The sequence below is a fragment of the Actinokineospora globicatena genome, assembly GCF_024171945.1.
GTDB classification, from domain to species: domain Bacteria; phylum Actinomycetota; class Actinomycetes; order Mycobacteriales; family Pseudonocardiaceae; genus Actinokineospora; species Actinokineospora globicatena.
This window is the reverse complement of the sequence record NZ_JAMTCR010000002.1, coordinates 2650073-2668103: the sequence shown is the minus strand read 5'-3', so window position 1 is coordinate 2668103 and position 18031 is coordinate 2650073. Positions and strand designations below refer to the sequence as shown.

Below are 18031 nucleotides of genomic sequence, written 5' to 3'. Positions count from 1 at the left end.
GGTGGTCCTACAGTTACCAGTCGTGACTGGAACGTCGACCGCGCCTGAACTCTTCACCCAGGCCGTCCAGGCGCTGAAGTCGCTGCGGCCCCGGCCTGAGCTGCACCTGGCCGAGGTCCGGCCACCCCAGCGGCTGGCCCCCTGGGCGTTCGCGCTGACCGCGGAGGCCACCGGCCCGGCCGAGGTCCAGGCCACCGGCAGGCTGATCCTGCTGCACGACCCCGAGGGCCAACAGGCCTGGGACGGCGTGCTGCGGGTCGTCGCCTACGTCCGCGCCGAACTCGACGCCGAACTCGCCGACGACCCCCTCCTCCCCAGCGTCGGCTGGTCCTGGCTCACCGACGCCCTCGACGCCTCCGGCGCCGAGTTCACGGCCCTGGGCGGCACGGTCACCGACACCTCCTCCGCCCGCTTCGGCGACATCGCGGGCCCCGAGCGCACCGACGACCTGGAACTCCGCGCCTCCTGGACCCCCACCGGCCCCCTCCACCCCCACGGCGAGGCCTTCCTGGACCTCATGGCCAGCGTCGTAGGCCTCCCCCCCGTCGGCGTCTCCCTCTTCGAACAACGCAAGGGCGGCTAGACCGGCCCTGACCAGCCGATCCTTGCCCGTGACCGCCGCGAAAATCCCTCCGCTGGGTGACAGAAGTCATCCACATGTGGATCTCTGCCGGGCCGCTTCCAAGATCGACTGTCGGGGAGTCCTCGTAGACTGGACCTGGGCCGCCCCCCCCCCGGAGAGGGTGGGGGCCGGGCTGGGGTGGGACCGCGCGGGCGCGCGAAGCGGAACGGGTGGCGTAAGAGGGTGGGGCGGCGCGCGCACGGGTTACGGCGGCAGCGCAAGAGGGCGGAGACTCGCGTGGGGGTGGGGGCTCGCGTGGGTGTAAGAGGTCACGGCGGGGGTAGAAGCGAGTGCGGGCCGCAGGGATATTGTTGGCACCGGAATTCCAGGGGAAATAGAGCGGGCCGCTCCCCAGTGGATTGGGAAGCGGCCCGCGGGTAGCGATTGCTGATTAGCGCTTGCGTTCCTTGTTGGTACGGGCGGAGCGCTGGCAGATGTCGCCCACGTCGATGGTTTGGGCTCGGTCTACGTAGACGTCGGTGAGGCCTACGAGGCGGCCGCGCTTGTCGGAGCAGGTGAGCTGGTACGGCTCCTTGGGGCCGTAGGTGGTGGGCAGCGGGGACGCGAAGTCGACCCGGAGGTCGGCCCAGTCGTCGGTTTCCGGGCCTGCCTGGGAGTAGTTGACGATCGCGGCGGTGTAGTCGCCCGCGGGTGGGTCGAACAGGACCGCGCGCTCCGAGTTGGTGCCGCCGCTCGCCGAGGAGGTGACGACGTTGCCCGCGGCGTCGAAGATGTAGAGGTCCCAGTCGGTGGCGGGGTTGGTCCAGTTGATGGAGACCTGGAGCTTGCCGTTGTCCACCTTCGGCAGACCGTCCACATGGAACGGGATGCGCTCCGCGGTCATGTCGGCCGGGAAGTTGGTGTTGATGGCGGGGACGCCGGGCGGGTTGGGCAGGACGACGCCAACCTGGGCCGGGCCCTTGGGGTCGCGGCCGAAGCGGCCCGCGACGTAGGGGCGGGTCGACGGGTTGACCGCCCAGCTGAAGCGGCCGCCGGTCGAGGTCAGGTTGGAGGTCAGCGTGTCCGCGACGTAGAGCGGCGGGCCGACGGTGCCGTCCGGGGCGACGACCGGGGAGGTCGGCGTCTGGAACGCCTTGCGCAGCTGCAACTGGTAGCCCTTGGGCGCCGAGCCGATCAGCGTCGAGTGCGCGGCCGGGTCGGCGGCGTTGGCCAGCATGTCCAGGAACGCCTGGCGGTTGCCGCCCTTGCCCGCGCCCGCAGCGGGGGCGATGCCCGCGTACTCGGCGACCACACCGGTCTCGTACGGCGGGTGGAACTCGGTGCTGCCGATCTCGAAGGTGAACCCGTAGCCACCGGTGGCGAAGTACGACCAGTCCTCAGTGGACCCCGTGGTGTCGTAGAGCATCCACGACGGCTGGCTGGTGTACCCGTTGCGGGAGGCCATCTTGTCGCCGAGCGCTTTGTACACCGGCTCGTCGAGCGGCGGGCGGACGTCGGCGACGCCGGGCACCCGCAGCACCAGGTTCGAGTAGGTGTGCAGGGTGATCAGGTTGGTCACCTGGCGGGTGGACACCAGCGCCCGGATGTTGCGGGTCTCCGGCTCGGAGAACGGCGCCGAGCCGCGGTAGGTGTCGCTGCTCCACGCGGTCGACGCGCCCGCGCCGCCCCAGAAGCCCGCGTAGTTGCGGTTGGGGTCGGTGCCGCGCTGGCGACCGGCCGGGTTCGCCTTGCACACGCCGGTGCGGTAGGCCTCCGGCGAGTCGTTCACGTTGCAGTTCTTGCGCTTCATCTCGTAGTCGAAGCGGGAGAAGTCGCCCTTGGGCTCGGCCTCGCGGGAGATGGAGAAGCCGTCGACGTTGACGATCGGGATGACGATGTTGCGGGTCTTGCCGACCAGCGCACGGATGTCACCGCCCGAGCGGTACCCCTTGATCAGCTCGTGCGCCCACTCGATGGCGTGCTCACCGGCGGGCCACTCGCGCGCGTGGTGCACGCCCATGAGCACGTTGACGGCCTTGCCGTCGGCGGCGTTGTCGACGTCGGTCGCGATCTCCAGCGCGCTGACCTCACGCCCCTCCCAGGTGGCGTTGGGCAGCGTGAAGGCCTTGACCAGCCCGGGGTTGCGGCGCGCGAGATCCTTGATCTCGTAGTCGTACTCGTAGAGGTGGCGGTACGAGGTGCGCCCCGACGGCAGCACCGATCCCTTGCCGCGGCCCGCGTACTCCTTGTCCCGCTTGGCGTTCGCGATGGTCTGCGCGGTCAGGTCCGCCTGCACGACGGTCGAGCGCAGCCCGCTGTCGGCGAGGGTCTTGCGGTCGGCGTCGTCGGCGAGCACGACCTCCACCCCGGTGGCGTCGGCCTTCTCGGTGACGTCGAGGTCGAGCGCGAGCAGTCGGTCCTTGTGCTGGCGGGTCGGCGTCTCGACCCGCACGATCTCGGCGCGCGGGGTGGTGGTCGGACCACCCTGGTTGTTGATGGCGAGGAAGTCCACGCCCAGTTTCACCGAGCGCGAGGACCCGGCGTAGCGGCAGGCCTGCACGACTAAGCGCTGGTCCTTGGCCACGAAGCTCTCGGCCAGTTCCGCGCTGCGCAGCGCGGCGGAGGCGGCCACGACGGCACCGGTCGCCTTGTCGAACACGGCGAGGTCCCAGTCGCCCTCGCCCGCGCCGTGCGCGGTGAGGCGGGCCTGCACGAGCCCGTTGACCGACGAGGTGACCTCGCGGTGCGCGGTGCCCCTGGTCCCGGTGGGCAGCAGGCGCTCGAAGCAGGAGCGGGCCACGTCGGCGTCGCTGCGCAGGACGTTGTCCGCCGCCGCCGCGGTGGTGGCCGTGGCGGCGGTGAGGCCGAACACCACGGCCCCGCTCAGTCCGACCGCGGCGAGCACCCGCCACGGCGGTAGACGTCTGGATGAAGGGCTCAAGCTCGTCTCCTCCCGAAGGCCGCCCTCGCGCGCGCGGGGGCGATCGAGCGTGACGCTAGCCACGATCGATACACCGAAATGCGTTACCGGTTGCCAGTTGGGAGTCAGACGAACGGGGTTGCGCCGATGGGGCCACGACGGGAATGGGCCGAATCCGGGGCGCTGTCCGATTACCGGACGCTCGAAACTTATTACCTGTTGCCAGTTATCCGGCGGTGTCCGCCACCTCTTCGGCGCAACGCAGGACCCGCAGGACGTTACGCCCTGCAACATTCGCGCAGTCGTCCTCGGACCAGCCGCGGTCGAGCAGCGCGCCGAACAGCGCCGGGTAGCCGCCGACGTCGGTCAACCCGGTCGGCATCTCGGGGCAGCCGTCGTAGTCGCCGCCGATGCCGATGTGCTCGACGCCGACGACCTCGCGGGCGTGCTCGAGGTGCGCGACGACGTCCTCCAGGGTCGCGACGGGCTGCTCGTGGCGGCCGTCCCAGGTCTCGTAGAAGCGCTCCCGCTCGGCCAGGTCCGAGTGCTTGCGCCCGGTGGCCGCCATCGCCTCGGCCATCCGGGCGTCCCAGGCCGCGATGGCCGGTGAGACGAACCGGGGCACGAAGGTCACCATCAGCACCCCGCCGTTGCCGGGGAGGCGTTCGAGCACGTCATCGGGCACGTTGCGCGGGTGCTCGGTCACCGCGCGGCACGAGGAGTGGCTGAAGATGACCGGCGCCGTGGTCACCGCCAGCGCGTCGCGCATGGTCGTGTCCGCGACGTGGGACAGGTCGACGAGCATGCCGAGCCGGTTCATCTCGGCCACCACCTCGCGGCCGAAGTCGGACAGGCCGCCCACGCCGGGCTGGTCCGTGGCGGAGTCGGCCCACGGTGTGTTGTCGTTGTGCGTGAGGGTCATGTACCGGACGCCGAGGCGGTGCAGCGCGTCGAGGGCGCCGAGCGAGCCCGCGATGCTGTGCCCGCCCTCGGCGCCGATCAGCGAGGCGACCCTGCCGCTGGCGAAGACGGATTCCGCCTGGTCAGCGGTGGTGGCGAGGCCGAGGTCGGCGGGGTAGGCGGCGACCAGGCGGTGCACCAGCTCCACCTGCTCGAAGGTCGCGGTGACCGCCTCGTGGCCCTCGAGCTGGCACGGGACGTAGACCGACCAGAACTGGGCGCCGACACCGCCCGCGCGCAGTCGGCCCAGGTCGGTGTGCAGGCCGTCGAGGTGGCTGTGCAGGTCGCTGCGGGCCGCCGTGACGGCGGGAACGCTCCCGTGGCGGTCGCGCAGGGCCCAGGGGAGGTCGTTGTGGCCGTCGACCAACGGGGTCCGGGACAGCAGCTGTCGGGCCCGGTCGACTGAGGGGGTGTGCACTACCCGTGACTCCATTTCATCGCGTAGCGGGGGCTGCCCGTTACGTCACCATGTAGGGACTCACCCGATCGTGTGACACACCCCGGCTTCAGTCACAACCCGATCGGATACTTACCCGATTGATCGTCCCGCTAACCCGCTTGGGCGGCTAGGCTGCCTTCGTCGACACCACTTTCGGTCCAACGGCGGCGCGGCTGTTTGGTCGAAAGTCCCAGTGCCGGTCGGGGGGCAACGACCGACTCCAGGGAGGTAGTGACGTGGCTGCCGTCGGCTTAGGTCAGGCCGTTCGAACCACGCCAGCCGGCGCCTTGCCGGCGAACATGGTCCCGCACCCGCGGGAGGAGCTGTTCTCAGTGCTGGTGGTCGACGACCACCCACTGTTGAGGGAGGCGATAGCGGCTCGGCTCACGCAGATGGGCGCGGGCACAGTGCACGAGGCCGCCACGGTGGCCGAGGCGAGGGCGCGAGCGCAGGCCACTGGGCCGTGCGACCTGGCGATCCTCGACCTGGGTCTGCCTGACGGTAGCGGGATCGAGTTGGTCACGGAGCTGCGCAGCCACGGTTGGCCGCGCATCGTCGTGCTCGCCTCGTCCGACGACCCGTACGCCGTTCGATCGGCCTTCCAGGCGGGCGCACAGGCCTACCTGCTGAAGTCCGCATCGCCGGTCGTGGTGACCGACGGGGTCCGCAGGGTGCTCGAGGGTGGCGTCTACGCCGACCCGAGTGTCGCCCCGGTCCTCGCCACGGGCACCAGGGTCCCCGGCACCGACAACACCCCGCGCGAGCTGTCGGCGCGCGAGGTCGAGGTGCTGCAACTGGTCGCCGACGGCCAGTCCAACAAGGAGATCGGCGAGGCGCTGAACCTCTCGGCGCTGACGGTGAAGTCTCACCTGTCGCGGATCGGCCGCAAGTTGGGCACCGGCGACCGGGCACAGATGGTCGCCCTGGCCATGCGGGCAGGCGTCATCAGGTAGACAACAGCAGTCGTGTGGCTGGGCTGGGCATGGCCCAGCCACACGACTGCTGCTGATCTCCGACGATTGTCACCGGTCGTGCCGTAGGGTCATCGGCCGTGACGATCCCCGGCTCAGGACCCAGCGCCGCCGACCCGCCTGCTCCGGTCCTGCTCACCGAGCCCGCGGAGGGCACGCCAGACGTCGTGGTCGACCTGGCGGCGCTCGACCGCGCGGCAGGCCGCATCGCCGCTGGTCACGGCCCGATAGCCGTCGACACCGAGCGCGCGTCCGGCTACCGCTACTCCCAGCGCGCCTACCTGGTCCAGGTGCGCCGCCAGGGAGCGGGGACGTTCCTCATCGACCCGGTCGCCGTCGACGACCAGGTGGACGCCCTCATCGCCGCGCTGGCCACCGACGAGTGGGTGCTGCACGCGGCGTCCCAGGACCTGCCGTGCCTCGCCGACCTCGGCCTGCGCCCCGCGAAGCTGTTCGACACCGAGCTGGCCGGTCGGCTCGCCGGGTTCGAGCGGGTCGCCCTCGGCACCCTCGTCGAACTGCTGCTCGGCTACCACCTCGAGAAGGGCCACGGCGCCGCCGACTGGTCCCGCCGCCCGCTGCCCGTCGACTGGCTGAATTACGCCGCGCTCGACGTCGAGCTGTTGATCCAGCTGCGCGACGCGCTGGAGACCGAGCTGCGGGAGCAGGGCAAGCTCGAGTGGGCCCTGGAGGAGTTCGAGTCGCTGCGCACCGCCGACCCGGCCCCGCCCCGCAAGGAACCGTGGCGCCGCACCTCGGGCATCCACAGCGTGCGCACCCCGCGCGGCCTGGCCGCCATCCGCGCCCTCTGGGAAGCCCGCGACGGCATGGCCCGCGAACGCGACATCGCCCCCGGCCGCGTCCTGCCCGACAGCGCCATCATCCAGGCCGCGTCGGTGAACCCCCAGGACGAGCAGGCCCTGCTGCAACTCCCCGTCTTCAAGGGCCGCGCCCAACGCCGCCTCGCCAACACCTGGATGCGCGCCCTCCGCGCCGCCGCCGCCCTCCCCAAGTCCGACCTCCCCGACCCCGCCCCACCCGCCGACGGCCCACCCCCAGCCAACCGCTGGGCCGACAAGGACCCCGAAGCCGCCGCCCGCCTCTCCGCCGCCCGCTCCGCCCTGAGCAAGATCGCCGAGGCCCACCGCCTGCCGGTCGAGAACCTGCTCCAGCCAGACCTGGTGCGGCGCACGTGCTGGCAGCCACCGGGGGACGTGAACCCGGACTCGGTGACTGCGGCACTACGCGCTGGCGGGGCGCGGGAATGGCAGGTCGGCTTGACGCTGGACGCCCTCACGACCGCCCTGAAGGCCTCCGCGGGCTGACCCACCCCTTCCGACAGCCTGGACGGCCACCTCCGGCCCTCCCAGCTGCCTTGACGGGCTTACCCCTCGCCGCTCACCCCTTCGGCGGCTGGGGCGCCTTCCCAGCGCAGCCGCGCCCTGAGGCTGGCGATCCCTAAGCACCCAACCCCGCACCCCGACTCGCCTCTAGCCCCCGGCCTCGCCTCTCACCCAGGCTGGCCCGGTCTCGTCCCGTCCCCAGGCTGGCCTCTAACCCCCAGCCTCACCTCGTGCCCAACCTGACCTCTTGCCCCGCCCGGACTCTTCACGCGCGCACGCGGTCCCACCCCAGCCCGGCCCCCACCCTCTCCGGGGGGCGTCCCTGGGCCAGTCTACCCGGAGGCACCGACAGTCGATCTTGGAAGCAGGCCGGTAGAGATCGACATGTGGACAACTTTTGTCGCCCAGCAGAGGGAAGTTTGACGTGGGGCGGATCGGAGATCGCCTGGTCGCGAGGCATGAGGGTCACGCAAGGGTGAAGGCAGGCGGGAAGTGGCATTGACAGTGATCATCAAGGGTTCGCATGAGGACCAGAGAGTCCACAGTGGACCAAAGAGGTCAAGCCGGTGTGGAGATGCGGAAGACCGGGCAGTCGGGAGCGGCCGCCAAGAGGTCCGCGTCCGGGGACTTCGCGGTGATGCCGTTGAAGAAGGCGCCGGTTTCGAAGGACCAGCGGGTGAGGTAGGCGCGGAGGATGGGGGGTTTGGCGGGGGTGGGGAGTTCCTCGGCGACGAAGGGCTGGACGTGTTTGCCGACGCGGAGTGAGCCCTCGCCCGCGGCGCGGAGGTTGCGGACCCACTGGGTGTGGCCGCGCGGTGCGACGAGGTACTGGACGCCGTCGAGGACCAGGAGGTTGACGGGGGTGGTGCGGGGTTCGCCGGACGTGCGGCCGCGGACGGTGAGGACGCGGGCGCCCCAGACGCCGATGCCGCGGCGGACGAGGAAGGCGACGATGGCGTCCAGTCGCAGGAAGCGGACGACGGGGCCGGGGCGCAGGTAGCGGGGGGTCGCAGTGGCAGCCATGGTGGAACTCCTAGATCGGCGCTCTTTGTTGTGAGCAGTGCTCTCGCGCAGGCGCCAGTCAACAGCGGCAACCGAGCGTCGGTCAAGAGCAGTGCTCTCGAATTTGTGCAGTGCTCCGAACAGCTGGCAGACTGCGGACCATGGGCGCAGGTCGAACCGCACGCGACAAGGCCAGGGCCGAGCTGACCAGGGAGATCAAGGACGAGGCCCGCCGACAACTGGCGACCGACGGGGCGCACCAGCTGTCCCTGCGGGCCGTGGCACGCAGCCTGGGAATGGTCTCCTCGGCGCTCTACCGGTACTTCCCCAGCCGCGACGAACTGGTCACCGCGCTGATCATCGACGCCTACAACGCGCTCGGCGACGCCGTCGACCAGGCCGACCGAGGGGCCACCCCGGGCGAGCGCTGGCGCAACTCGTGCACCGCCGTCCGCGAGTGGGCGCTGGCGCACCGGCACGAGTACGCGCTGATCTACGGCTCCCCCATCCCCGGCTACCAGGCGCCGCAGGACACCGTCGGGCCGGGGACCCGGGTGCCGCTGACCCTGCTCGGCATCGCCGCGGCGGGCGACCCCCCGGACGGCCCGGTGCCCGACGGGCTGCGCGCGCAGCTCGACGCCCTCGCCGGGGTGGTGCCGCCCGGGTTGCCGGCGGGCGCCCTGGCCAGGGTCGTGCTTGCCTGGACGCAGCTGTTCGGGATGGTCGGGTTCGAGCTGTTCGGCCAGCTCGTGGGCAGCGTGGACCCGGCGGAGGAGTTCTTCGGGTTCGCGGTGGACCAGATGGCCGAGTACGTCGGGATCGCCTGATTACCCGTCGGTAACAAGCACTAGAGTGGAGTCGGGTTACCACTCGGTAGCCCGGTAACCGAGCCAAGGAGCACCCGTGGCCGCACCCGCTGCCCCCGCAGCCGCGCGCGCCGTCCGCGACGTCGTCTTCGTCGACGGTGTGCGGACGCCGTTCGGCAAGGCCGGACCCAAGGGCGTCTACGCCGAGACCCGCGCGGACGACCTCATCGTCAAGGTCATCCGCGAGCTGCTGCGCCGCCACCCCGAGCTGCCGCCGGAGCGGGTGGACGAGGTGGCGGTGGCCGCGACCACCCAGATCGGCGACCAGGGCCTGACCATCGGCCGCACCGCCGCGCTGCTGGCCGGGCTGCCCAAGTCGGTGCCCGGTTTCGCCATCGACCGGATGTGCGCGGGCGCGATGACGGCGGTCACCACCACCGCGGCGGGCATCGCTTTCGGCGCGTACGACGTGGTCATCGCGGGCGGTGTCGAGCACATGGGCCGCCACCCGATGGGCGAGGGCGTCGACCCGAACCCGCGCATCATCGCCGACAAAGCTGGTCGACCCGACCGCGCTGGTGATGGGGCAGACCGCGGAGAACGTGCACGACCGCTACCCCGAGCTGACCAAGCAGCGGTGCGACGCCTACGCCGCGCGCAGCCAGGAGAAGTTCGCCGACGCGGTGAAGGCGGGCAAGATCGGGCCGGAGCTTGTGCCGGTGGCGACCAGGTCCGCCGAACTCGGCTGGGGACTGGCCACTGAGGACGAACCGCCACGCCCGGGTACTACCGTGGAAGCGTTGGCGGGCTTGAAAACCCCGTTCCGCCCACACGGCCGGGTCACCGCGGGCAACGCCGCGGGGCTCAACGACGGCGCGACCGGGTGCCTGCTCGCCGCCGAGGAGACCGCGCGGGAGTTGGGACTGCCGATCGGGATGCGGTTGGTCGGCTACGCGTTCGTCGGCGTCGAGCCCGAGGTGATGGGCATCGGTCCGGTTCCCGCTACGGAGAAGGCACTCGCGCGGTTCGGTCTGTCCATCTCGGACATCGGACTGTTCGAGCTGAACGAGGCGTTCGCGGTGCAGGTGTTGGCGTTCCTCGACCACTTCGGACTCGCCGACGACGACCCGAGGGTGAACGTGTGGGGTGGTGCGATCGCCTGCGGGCACCCACTCGCCTCGTCCGGCGTGCGGCTGATGACGCAGCTGTCGCGGCAGTTCGCCGAGCGGCCCGACGTGCGGTACGGGGTGACGGCCATGTGCGTGGGGATCGGCATGGGCGGCACCGTGATCTGGGAGAACCCGAACTGGGACGGGGGCGAATGATGCTGACGCAGGAGCAGGCCGCGAAGGCGTTCCCCGACGAGGTGGTCACCAAGGCGGTGACCAGGCTGGTGCGGGTCGCCGGGCTGACCAGGCCGGTCGCGCTGATCACGATCGACAACGGTCACGACCACACCCGGCCATCGACCTTCGGGCCGCAGAGCCTGGTGAGCCTGAACGCGGCGTTCGACGAGGCCGTCGCCGCCGAACCAGCCGCGATCGCGGTGACGGGCAAGCCGTTCATCTTCGCCGTCGGCGCGGATCTGTCCGGTGTGGAACAGGTCGCGAGCCGCGAGTCCGCTGTGGACATCGCGCAGAGCGGGCATGACGTGTTCCGGCGGTTCACCGAGTCACCGGTGCCGACGTTCGCGTTCGTCAACGGCGCGGTGATGGGCGGCGGCCTGGAGTTGGCGCTGTCGTGCCACTACCGGACGCTGTCGGACAACACCGCCGCGATCGCGCTGCCCGAGGTGTTCCTCGGTCTGTTCCCCGGGTGGGGCGGCACGCAGCTGCTGCCGAACCTGATCGGGCCGGACGCCGCTGTGACGGTGATCTTCGAGAACGCGCTGAGCCAGAACCGGGTGCTCAAGCCGAAGCAGGCGGCCGACCTCGGGATCACCGACGTGCTGCTGGGCTCGGCCGACTTCATCGAGCGGTCGCTCGCCTGGGCGTCCGATGTGGTCACTGGCGTGGTTTCCGTGCCGCGCGAGGAGATCGACCGGGGCGCGGGCTGGGATGCCGCTGTCGAGCGGGCCAAGGGCATCGTGCACGGCCGGACCAAGGGTGCCTCGCCCGGCGCGTTGAAGGCGTTGGAGCTGCTGGAGTTGGCGCGCGCCAACGACCTGGACGCCGGGTACGCGGCCGAGACCGAGGCGCTGGCCGACGTCCTGATGAGCGACCCGCTGCGGGCCGGGCTGTACTCGTTCAACCTGGTGCAGAAGCGGGCCAAGCGACCCGCGGGCGCGCCGGACAAGGCGTTGGCGCGGCCGGTGACCAAGGTCGGCGTCGTCGGTGCCGGGTTGATGGCCAGCCAGATGGCGTTGCTGTTCGTGCGGCAGCTCAAGGTGCCGGTGGTGCTGACCGACATCGACCAGGCACGCGTCGACAAGGGCGTGGCGTACGTGCACGACGAGATCGACAAGTTGGGCGCCAGGGGAAGGCTGTCGCCGGACGGCGTGAACCGGTTGAAGGCGCTGGTGTCCGGGTCGTTGGACAAGGCCGCCTTCGCGGACGCGGACTTCGTGATCGAGGCCGTGTTCGAGGAACTCGGTGTCAAGCAACAGGTCTTCGCCGAGGTGGAGGCGCACGTCAGCGCGGAGTGCGTGCTGGCGACCAACACCTCGTCGCTGTCGATCACCGAGATGGCGGCCGGGCTGGCGCACCCGGAGCGCGTGGTCGGGTTCCACTTCTTCAACCCGGTCGCGGTGATGCCGCTGCTGGAGATCATCCGCGCCGAGCGCACCGACGACGCGGCGCTGGCCACGGCGTTCGCGGTGGGCAAGGCGCTGCGCAAGTCGTCGGTGCTGGTCAAGGACGCGCCCGCGTTCGTGGTCAACCGGCTGCTCACCCGGTTCATGGGCGAGGTCGTCGCCGCCATCGACGAGGGCACGCCGTTCGAGGTGGCCGACCGCGCGACGGAGCCGCTGGGGCTGCCGATGAGCCCGCTGGTGCTGCTGCAACTGGTCGGTGCCCCGGTCGCGCTGCACGTCGCGGAGACCATGCACCGCGCGTACCCGGACCGCTTCGGCGTCAGCGAGAACATGCGCCGGTTCGTCGCGGCGGGCAAGAACGCGGTGTGGACGTGGGACAGCGCGGGCAACCAGTCGGTGGACCCGGAAGTGGCTGAGCTGTGGCAGTTCGGCCCCAACCCGCTGACCGAGCAACAGGTTCTCGACCGGGTGCTCGACGGCGTGGCCCAGGAGATCCGGATCATGCTCGACGAGGGTGTGGTCGCGGAGGCGCAGGACATCGATCTGTGCTTGATCCTCGGCGCGGGCTGGCCGTTCTGGCTGGGCGGCATCACCCCGTACCTGGACCGGGCCGGGGTGTCCGAACGCGTGCACGGCAAGCCTTTCCTGGCGCCGGGCGTGGCCTCGGTCCCGGCCTGATCGCCGCGCACGCTGGTGTCCCCCCGGGCACCAGCGTGCGGGCGGTGATCAACTCCGCCACCATGGGGTGATGATCCGCGTCGGCACCTCCGGCTGGACCTACCGCCCGTGGCGGGGCGACTTCTACCCCCGCGGCGTGCGCGACGAGCTGGCCCACCTGTCCGAACGGCTGGACACGGTGGAGGTCAACGGGACCTTCTACGGCCCCCGCAAGGAATCCGACTACCTCCGGTGGCGGGACGTGACGCCGGAGGGGTTCGTGTTCGCGGTGAAGGGGCCGCGCGAGGTGACGCATTCGCGGCGGTTACGCGAGGTCTCGGGTGTGCTGGACGAGTTCTACGGGTCCGGGGTGTTGGAGCTGGGGCCGAAGTTAGGGCCTGTCCTGTGGCAGATTCCCGCTTCCCTGCGGTACGACGAGGCGCTGATCAGCGATTTCCTCGACGCCTTACCGGATTCGACCCGGCACGCGTTCGAGGTCCGCCACGACAGCTTCTACAACGACACCTTCGTCGACCAGCTCACCGCCCGCGGCGTGGCCCTGGTGGTCGCCGACAACCCCGGCGTCTGGCCCTGCCTGGCCGCGCGCACCACCGACTTCACCTACCTCCGCCTGCACGGCGACACCGAGCTCTACACCAGCCGCTACACCGACGCCGCCCTCGACAAGTGGGCCACGCTCATCACCGAATGGCACACCCACGGCGACGTCTACGCCTACCTCGACAACACCATGAACGGCGCCGCCCCCTGGGACGCTGTGCGGTTGGCCGAGCGCACCCGTCGCACGACGGACTGACCCAGTACGGGCGGACCCTGCAGGTGGTGGACGACGGGTGGGCGTCGAGCCGCTTTGCGCCCCTGCTCGGCGCCTGGTCAACAGCGCCGTGCGCCAAGCGGTCGCGGCTGGGGACGACCCGGCCGAGGTGATCGAGCGCCCGCACGACGGCCCAGACCTGGCGACCACGACCGGGTTGGTGCTCGGTGATGGGTGGTAGGTGGGACGGCCCTTGCTGCGGGCGAGTGCGTCGGGAGGGCTTGAGGCTGAGGAGTACGCGGTGGTCAAACCTGGACACGCTGGCCTCGGCGCTCACAGTGGACCACCAGGGGGTCGTGGGTACTGAGCACGGCCTGGTGTGGTTGCGACTGCGATCTCCGTGAGGGTGGCGGAAGATGGGGGGATGGGCGGGCGGGTGGTGGTTGGGACGTCGGGGTGGGTTTATGGGCCTTGGCGGGGGGTGTTCTATCCGGTGGGGTTGGCTCAGCGGGGGGAGTTGGGGTTTTTGGCGGGGCGGGTGTCGTCGGTGGAGGTGAATGGGTCGTTTTATGCGTTGCAGCGGCCGGAGAGCTATCGGCGGTGGTGGGGGGAGACGCCGGAGGGGTTTGTGTTTTCGGTGAAGGGGCCGCGGTTCATCACGCACATGAAGCGGTTGCGGGACGTCGGCACACCGGTGGCGAACTTCTTCGCGTCGGGGGTGTTGGCGTTGGGGGCGAAGTTGGGGCCGGTGCTGTGGCAGTTGCCGCAGAACTTCAAGTACGAGCCGGATGTGCTGGCCGCGTTCTTCGACGGGTTGCCGCGCACCACGACAGAAGCGGTCGCGATCGCGCGGGGGCACGACGAGCGGATGGCGGGGCGCGAGTGGCTCCAGACCGACGCGGAACGCCCGGTGCGGCACGCGATCGAGGTGCGGAACCCGGACTTCGCGACGACCGAGTTCGTCGGGTTGTTGCGCGACAAGGGGATCGCGCTGGTCGTGGCGGATACCGCCGGGAAATGGCCGTTCCTGGAGGACGTCACGGCGGACTTCGTCTACGTGCGGCTGCACGGCGACAAGGAGTTGTACGCCAGCGGGTACACCGACGAGGCGCTCGACCTGTGGGCCGCGAAGATCCGGACCTGGCGCGCGGGCAAGAACGTCGCGTCCGCCAAGGCGAACCCCGCGCCGGACCTCAAGCAGGGCCGGGACGTCTTCGTCTACTTCGACAACGACATGAAGGTCAAGGCCCCCGCCGACGCCCAGGCCCTGGCCGCGCGCCTGTGAACATCGGTCGTGCCGAGCGGATGGCGCTCATCCTCGCCCGCGACGGCGCCACCTGCGCCTGGTGCGCACGCCCGTTCCGGGGCTCCGCCGTCCCCACGACCGACCACTTGGTGCCGCGCGTGAAGGGCGGCCCGTCGTGGCTGGAGAACGAGATCGCCGCGTGCCGGGGCTGCAACCGGCTGCGCGGGCACACCAGCCCGGTCGACTGGCTCGCCGAGTGCGAGCGGCGCGGGTGGAGGCCGGACGGTCAGCGGATCGAGCGGGTGCTGCGGGACCTGGAAGCAGCGATTGCCGAGCGCGGCGGGCAACGGCGAGCGCGGGCCTACGTCGAGCGCCAACTCCGGCGGTTGGCCAAGTCCTAAAGCGACGGAAAGGTCACGACCACGCGCAACCCGCCGGACGGCACCGCGCTGGCCTGGACCGAGCCGCCGTGCGCCCGAGCGACCGCGCGCACGATGGAGAGCCCGAGGCCGGTGCCCGTGTGCGAGGTCCGGTCGACTCCCCCGCGCCGGAAGGGTTCGAACAGCTCCGGCACGCGCTCGGCGGCGATGACCGGGCCGGACGACGCGACTTCCAGCGTTGTCCACTGTGGACCACTGGTGGTGCGGACCTCGATCCACCCGCCGTCCAGGTTGTGCCGGACGGCGTTCTCCAGGAGGTTGCCCGCGACCCGTTCGAGCAGGGCCGCGTCACCGGTGACCGTGGCGTGGTCGTGGTGGAAGCGGGCGGTGATCCCCCGGCGTTCCGCGTCCGCCCGGGTCGAGCGCCAGGCACCGGACACGACGACGGGCAGTTCGACCGGTCCCGTCGCGCCGACCCCCAGGCCATCGGTGCGGGCGAGGACCAGCAGTGCCTCCACCAGGTCGCCCGCGCGCAACGTCGCGGTGCGCACGACGTCGGCCATGCGGCGCAGCTCGGCGGTGTCGGCGTCCGGGTCGGACAGCGTGACGTCCAGCTCGGTGCGGATGACGGCCAGCGGCGTGCGGAGTTCATGGCTGGCGTTGGCGACGAACTGCCGTTGCGCCGAGAACGCTGCCTGGAGTCGGTCGAGCATCGCGTCGAAGGTGTCGGCCAACTCGGCCACCTCGTCGCGCGCGCCCTGATGGCCGATCCGCTCCCCTAGCGACTCCACCGACAACCTGTGCGCGGTAGCGGTGACTTCCCGCAATGGCCGCAAGACCCGCCCGGTGATCACCCAGGCCAGCAGCGCGGTAGCCGCCACCACACACACGAACGCGACCGAGCCTGCCAGTAGAACGCGATCCCTTGCGTCAGCGGACAACGCTTCCGCTAACTGGTCCGCCTCGACATTGACGCCACCGACCATGACAGTCGTACCGGAGGGCAGCGACGGGACAGAGTTGACGACCTCTCCCGCCAACACCCACCCGAGCCACAGCAGCAGAACGCTGACCACCGCCACGAGACCGGTGGCCAGCAGGGTGATCCTGGCCCGCAACCCCGGGCCGCGCCTGCGGTCGGTCACACCCCGGACTCACCGGCCGAGGCGGGCACCCGGTAGCCGGACCCCACGACGGTGTCGATCACGCCGGGGTCGCCCAGCTTCTTGCGCAGCGTCATCACCGTGACCCGGACGGTGGTGGTGAACGGGTCGGCGTTCTCGTCCCACACCCGCTCCAGCAGTTCCTCGCTGGAGACCACCGACCCGCGCGCGGCGAGCAGCACCTCCAGCACGCCGAACTCCTTGCGGGTCAGCTCGACCGGCCGCCCGGCCCTGGTCACCGTGCGCCGGGCCGGGTCCAGCTCGACATCGCCCGCGAGCAGCACCGGCGGGGTCACCGGGGTGGCCCGGCGGGCCAGCGCGCGCACCCTGGCCACCAGCTCGGGGAACGCGAACGGCTTGGCCAGGTAGTCGTCGGCGCCCAGCGACAGGCCCTCCACCCGGTCGGCGACCGCGTCGCTGGCGGTGAGCATCAGCACCCTGGTCAGCGCGCCGGAGGCGACGATCTCCCGGCACAGCTGGTCGCCGTGCATACCGGGCAGGTCCCGGTCGAGCACCACCACGTCGTAGCGGGTGACCGAGGCCTTCTCGTGCCCCTCGTCGCCGTCCAGCGCGATGTCGACCGCCATGCCCTCGCGCCGCAGGCCCCTGGCGACGGCCTCGGCGAGGGGCGCCTCGTCCTCAACGATCAGAATCCGCACCCCACCACGGTGCCACACCCCCCGACCGGCCCCTCTCGTCGGGCATGATCACCCCATGATGCTGCGGTCGCTGCGCGAACAGGTGGCCTCCCACGCGAGGGCGCTGGCCGAGGCCGGCCTGGTCCTGGGCACGGCGGGCAACCTCAGCGCCCGCCAGGGCGACCTGGTCGCGGTTACCCCTACCGGCGCCCGGCTCGCGGATCTGCGCGCGGAGCACGTGACGGTCGTTGACCAGGACGGCGGCGTGGTCGAGGGGACGCTCGCGCCAACGTCCGAACTAGACCTGCACCTGGGGGTCTATCGGCGCTTCCGGGCGGGCGCGGTAGTGCATACGCACGCCCCCATGGCTACCGCACTGTCGCTGGTCGTAGACGAACTGCCGTGTGTGCACTACCAGCTGGTGGAGTTAGGTGGCACTGTCCCGGTCGCGCCGTACCGGACGTTCGGCACCACCGAACTCGCCGACGCTGTCCTGGAAGCCCTGGAGGGCCGCACCGCCGCGCTGATGGCCAACCACGGCGGGATCACCTTCGGCGCCGACCTGGCCACCGCCGCGCACCGCGCGCTGCTGCTCGAATGGGGCTGCGAGCTGTACTGGCGGGCGTCGCTGCTGGGCAAGCCGCGCACCCTGGACCGCGCCGAGCGGGCCGACTACGAGCGCCAAGTCGCCCGCCTGCGCTACGGGGTCACCCGCGAGCTGGACCAGCGGGGCTAGAAGGTGACGACCTCGTTGACGAACGGGGCGTTCTTGATCTGCGACCCGCGCACGTCCCACTTCTTCATGACCGCGCCGTCGACGGTCAGCTGCGCGACGAAGTTGCCCGGGCCGAGCTTGTTCTCCGCGACCACCACGAGGGTGTCCTCCCCCGCCAGCTTCGCGGTCAGGTCCGCGACGACCTTCGGCTGGTTGCCGCGCAGCAGGCCGGTGCTGAACACGACCGCGTCGTTGACGCGCACGCTGGCGGCGTCGTCGACCTCGGTGCAGGTGAGCACGACGACCTTGGTCGGTGCCGGGGTGCTGGGCTGGTAGTCGAACTCGAAGGTCTCGTCGACGAACACGCCGTGCTTGCCGCCGTCGTCGGGCAGCCGCCACTCGCGCACGACCCGGCCGTCGGCGGTGAGGGTGGCGGTCAGCCCGGCGACACCCGGCCCGTTGGTCGCGGTGAACACCAGCGTGTTGCGGCCGGGGACGAGCTTCCCGGTGAGGCCGACCGCGACCTTCGGCTGGGTCACCCGCAGCAGGCCGTGGGTGAACGCCTCGGCCCCGTTGACGGTCACCCGGACCGAGTCGTCGACGTGGACAAGGGTCAGCTCGAGGTGCTGGGCAACGCGGACCGGGTCGGCCACTGGGACTTTCTCCTCACCGTGGGAACGGGCGACCACCGCGAGATGATCA

General features: G+C 71.0%; 16 protein-coding genes and 1 pseudogene. 11 read left to right on the top strand and 6 right to left on the bottom strand.

What is annotated here, in order from left to right:
* The first annotated feature begins 22 nt into the window (after positions 1-22).
* Positions 23-583, top strand: coding sequence for a DUF3000 domain-containing protein (locus LV79_RS12070; protein WP_253835081.1), 561 nt, complete (start codon positions 23-25; stop codon positions 581-583).
* A 430-nt stretch (positions 584-1013) separates the two neighbouring features.
* On the opposite strand, the gene LV79_RS12065 is transcribed toward LV79_RS12070, so the two are convergent.
* Both LV79_RS12065 and LV79_RS12060 read right to left on the bottom strand, forming a co-directional pair.
* A complete protein-coding gene (locus tag LV79_RS12065) occupies positions 1014-3467 on the bottom strand; it encodes a M14 family zinc carboxypeptidase (RefSeq protein ID WP_372495337.1) in 2454 nt (817 codons plus the stop codon).
* Between the two features lie 241 nt (positions 3468-3708).
* On the bottom strand, positions 3709-4860 hold the full coding sequence (locus tag LV79_RS12060; protein ID WP_253835079.1) for a dipeptidase: 1152 nt from the start codon (positions 4858-4860) through the stop codon (positions 3709-3711).
* 257 nt (positions 4861-5117) lie between these two features.
* Here LV79_RS12060 and LV79_RS12055 point away from each other — a divergent pair, with 257 nt between their 5' ends.
* Positions 5118-5834: a response regulator gene (locus LV79_RS12055; protein ID WP_033400965.1), complete on the top strand. Its 717-nt coding sequence runs from the start codon at positions 5118-5120 to the stop codon at positions 5832-5834.
* Between the two features lie 98 nt (positions 5835-5932).
* Positions 5933-7177, top strand: coding sequence for a ribonuclease D (locus LV79_RS12050; RefSeq protein WP_253835077.1), 1245 nt, complete (start codon positions 5933-5935; stop codon positions 7175-7177).
* Between the two features lie 576 nt (positions 7178-7753).
* Here LV79_RS12050 and LV79_RS12045 read toward each other — a convergent pair.
* A complete protein-coding gene (locus tag LV79_RS12045) occupies positions 7754-8218 on the bottom strand; it encodes a nitroreductase family deazaflavin-dependent oxidoreductase (protein WP_253835075.1) in 465 nt (154 codons plus the stop codon).
* A gap of 140 nt (positions 8219-8358) precedes the next feature.
* Here LV79_RS12045 and LV79_RS12040 point away from each other — a divergent pair, with 140 nt between their 5' ends.
* The 7 genes and pseudogenes from LV79_RS12040 (at position 8359) to LV79_RS12010 (ending at position 14834) form a co-directional block, all read left to right on the top strand.
* Entirely contained in the window at positions 8359-9024 is a 666-nt protein-coding gene (locus tag LV79_RS12040) for a TetR/AcrR family transcriptional regulator (protein ID WP_253835073.1), read from the top strand.
* Positions 9025-9100: 76 nt separating this feature from the next.
* Positions 9101-10328: pseudogene (locus LV79_RS12035) on the top strand (thiolase family protein).
* Positions 10325-12433: a 3-hydroxyacyl-CoA dehydrogenase NAD-binding domain-containing protein gene (locus LV79_RS12030; protein WP_253835071.1), complete on the top strand. Its 2109-nt coding sequence runs from the start codon at positions 10325-10327 to the stop codon at positions 12431-12433. The pseudogene LV79_RS12035 and the gene LV79_RS12030 overlap by 4 nt, the downstream one beginning before the upstream one ends.
* Before the next feature lie 70 nt (positions 12434-12503).
* Positions 12504-13229, top strand: a complete 726-nt coding sequence (locus tag LV79_RS12025) for a DUF72 domain-containing protein (protein ID WP_253835070.1) — start codon at positions 12504-12506, stop codon at positions 13227-13229.
* A gap of 37 nt (positions 13230-13266) precedes the next feature.
* Complete coding sequence (locus LV79_RS12020) at positions 13267-13428, top strand: hypothetical protein (protein ID WP_253835069.1); 162 nt, start codon at positions 13267-13269, stop codon at positions 13426-13428.
* Positions 13429-13611: 183 nt separating this feature from the next.
* A complete protein-coding gene (locus LV79_RS12015; protein ID WP_253835068.1) occupies positions 13612-14472 on the top strand; it encodes a DUF72 domain-containing protein in 861 nt (286 codons plus the stop codon).
* On the top strand, positions 14469-14834 hold the full coding sequence (locus LV79_RS12010) for an HNH endonuclease (protein WP_253835067.1): 366 nt from the start codon (positions 14469-14471) through the stop codon (positions 14832-14834). The genes LV79_RS12015 and LV79_RS12010 overlap by 4 nt, the downstream gene beginning before the upstream one ends.
* Here LV79_RS12010 and LV79_RS12005 read toward each other — a convergent pair.
* Positions 14831-15958, bottom strand: coding sequence for a sensor histidine kinase (locus LV79_RS12005; RefSeq protein ID WP_253835066.1), 1128 nt, complete (start codon positions 15956-15958; stop codon positions 14831-14833). The two genes, LV79_RS12010 and LV79_RS12005, sit on opposite strands and share 4 nt — an antisense overlap.
* Positions 15955-16635, bottom strand: coding sequence for a response regulator transcription factor (locus LV79_RS12000; protein WP_253835064.1), 681 nt, complete (start codon positions 16633-16635; stop codon positions 15955-15957). The genes LV79_RS12005 and LV79_RS12000 overlap by 4 nt, the downstream gene beginning before the upstream one ends.
* 55 nt (positions 16636-16690) lie before the next feature.
* Between LV79_RS12000 and LV79_RS11995 the strand changes: the two genes are divergently transcribed.
* The gene (locus LV79_RS11995; protein ID WP_253835062.1) at positions 16691-17350 is read left to right on the top strand and encodes a class II aldolase/adducin family protein; all 660 of its coding nucleotides are present in this window, start codon (positions 16691-16693) and stop codon (positions 17348-17350) included.
* On the opposite strand, the gene LV79_RS11990 is transcribed toward LV79_RS11995, so the two are convergent.
* On the bottom strand, positions 17347-18018 hold the full coding sequence (locus LV79_RS11990) for a hypothetical protein (protein WP_253835055.1): 672 nt from the start codon (positions 18016-18018) through the stop codon (positions 17347-17349). The two genes, LV79_RS11995 and LV79_RS11990, sit on opposite strands and share 4 nt — an antisense overlap.
* Positions 18019-18031 lie beyond the last annotated feature (13 nt).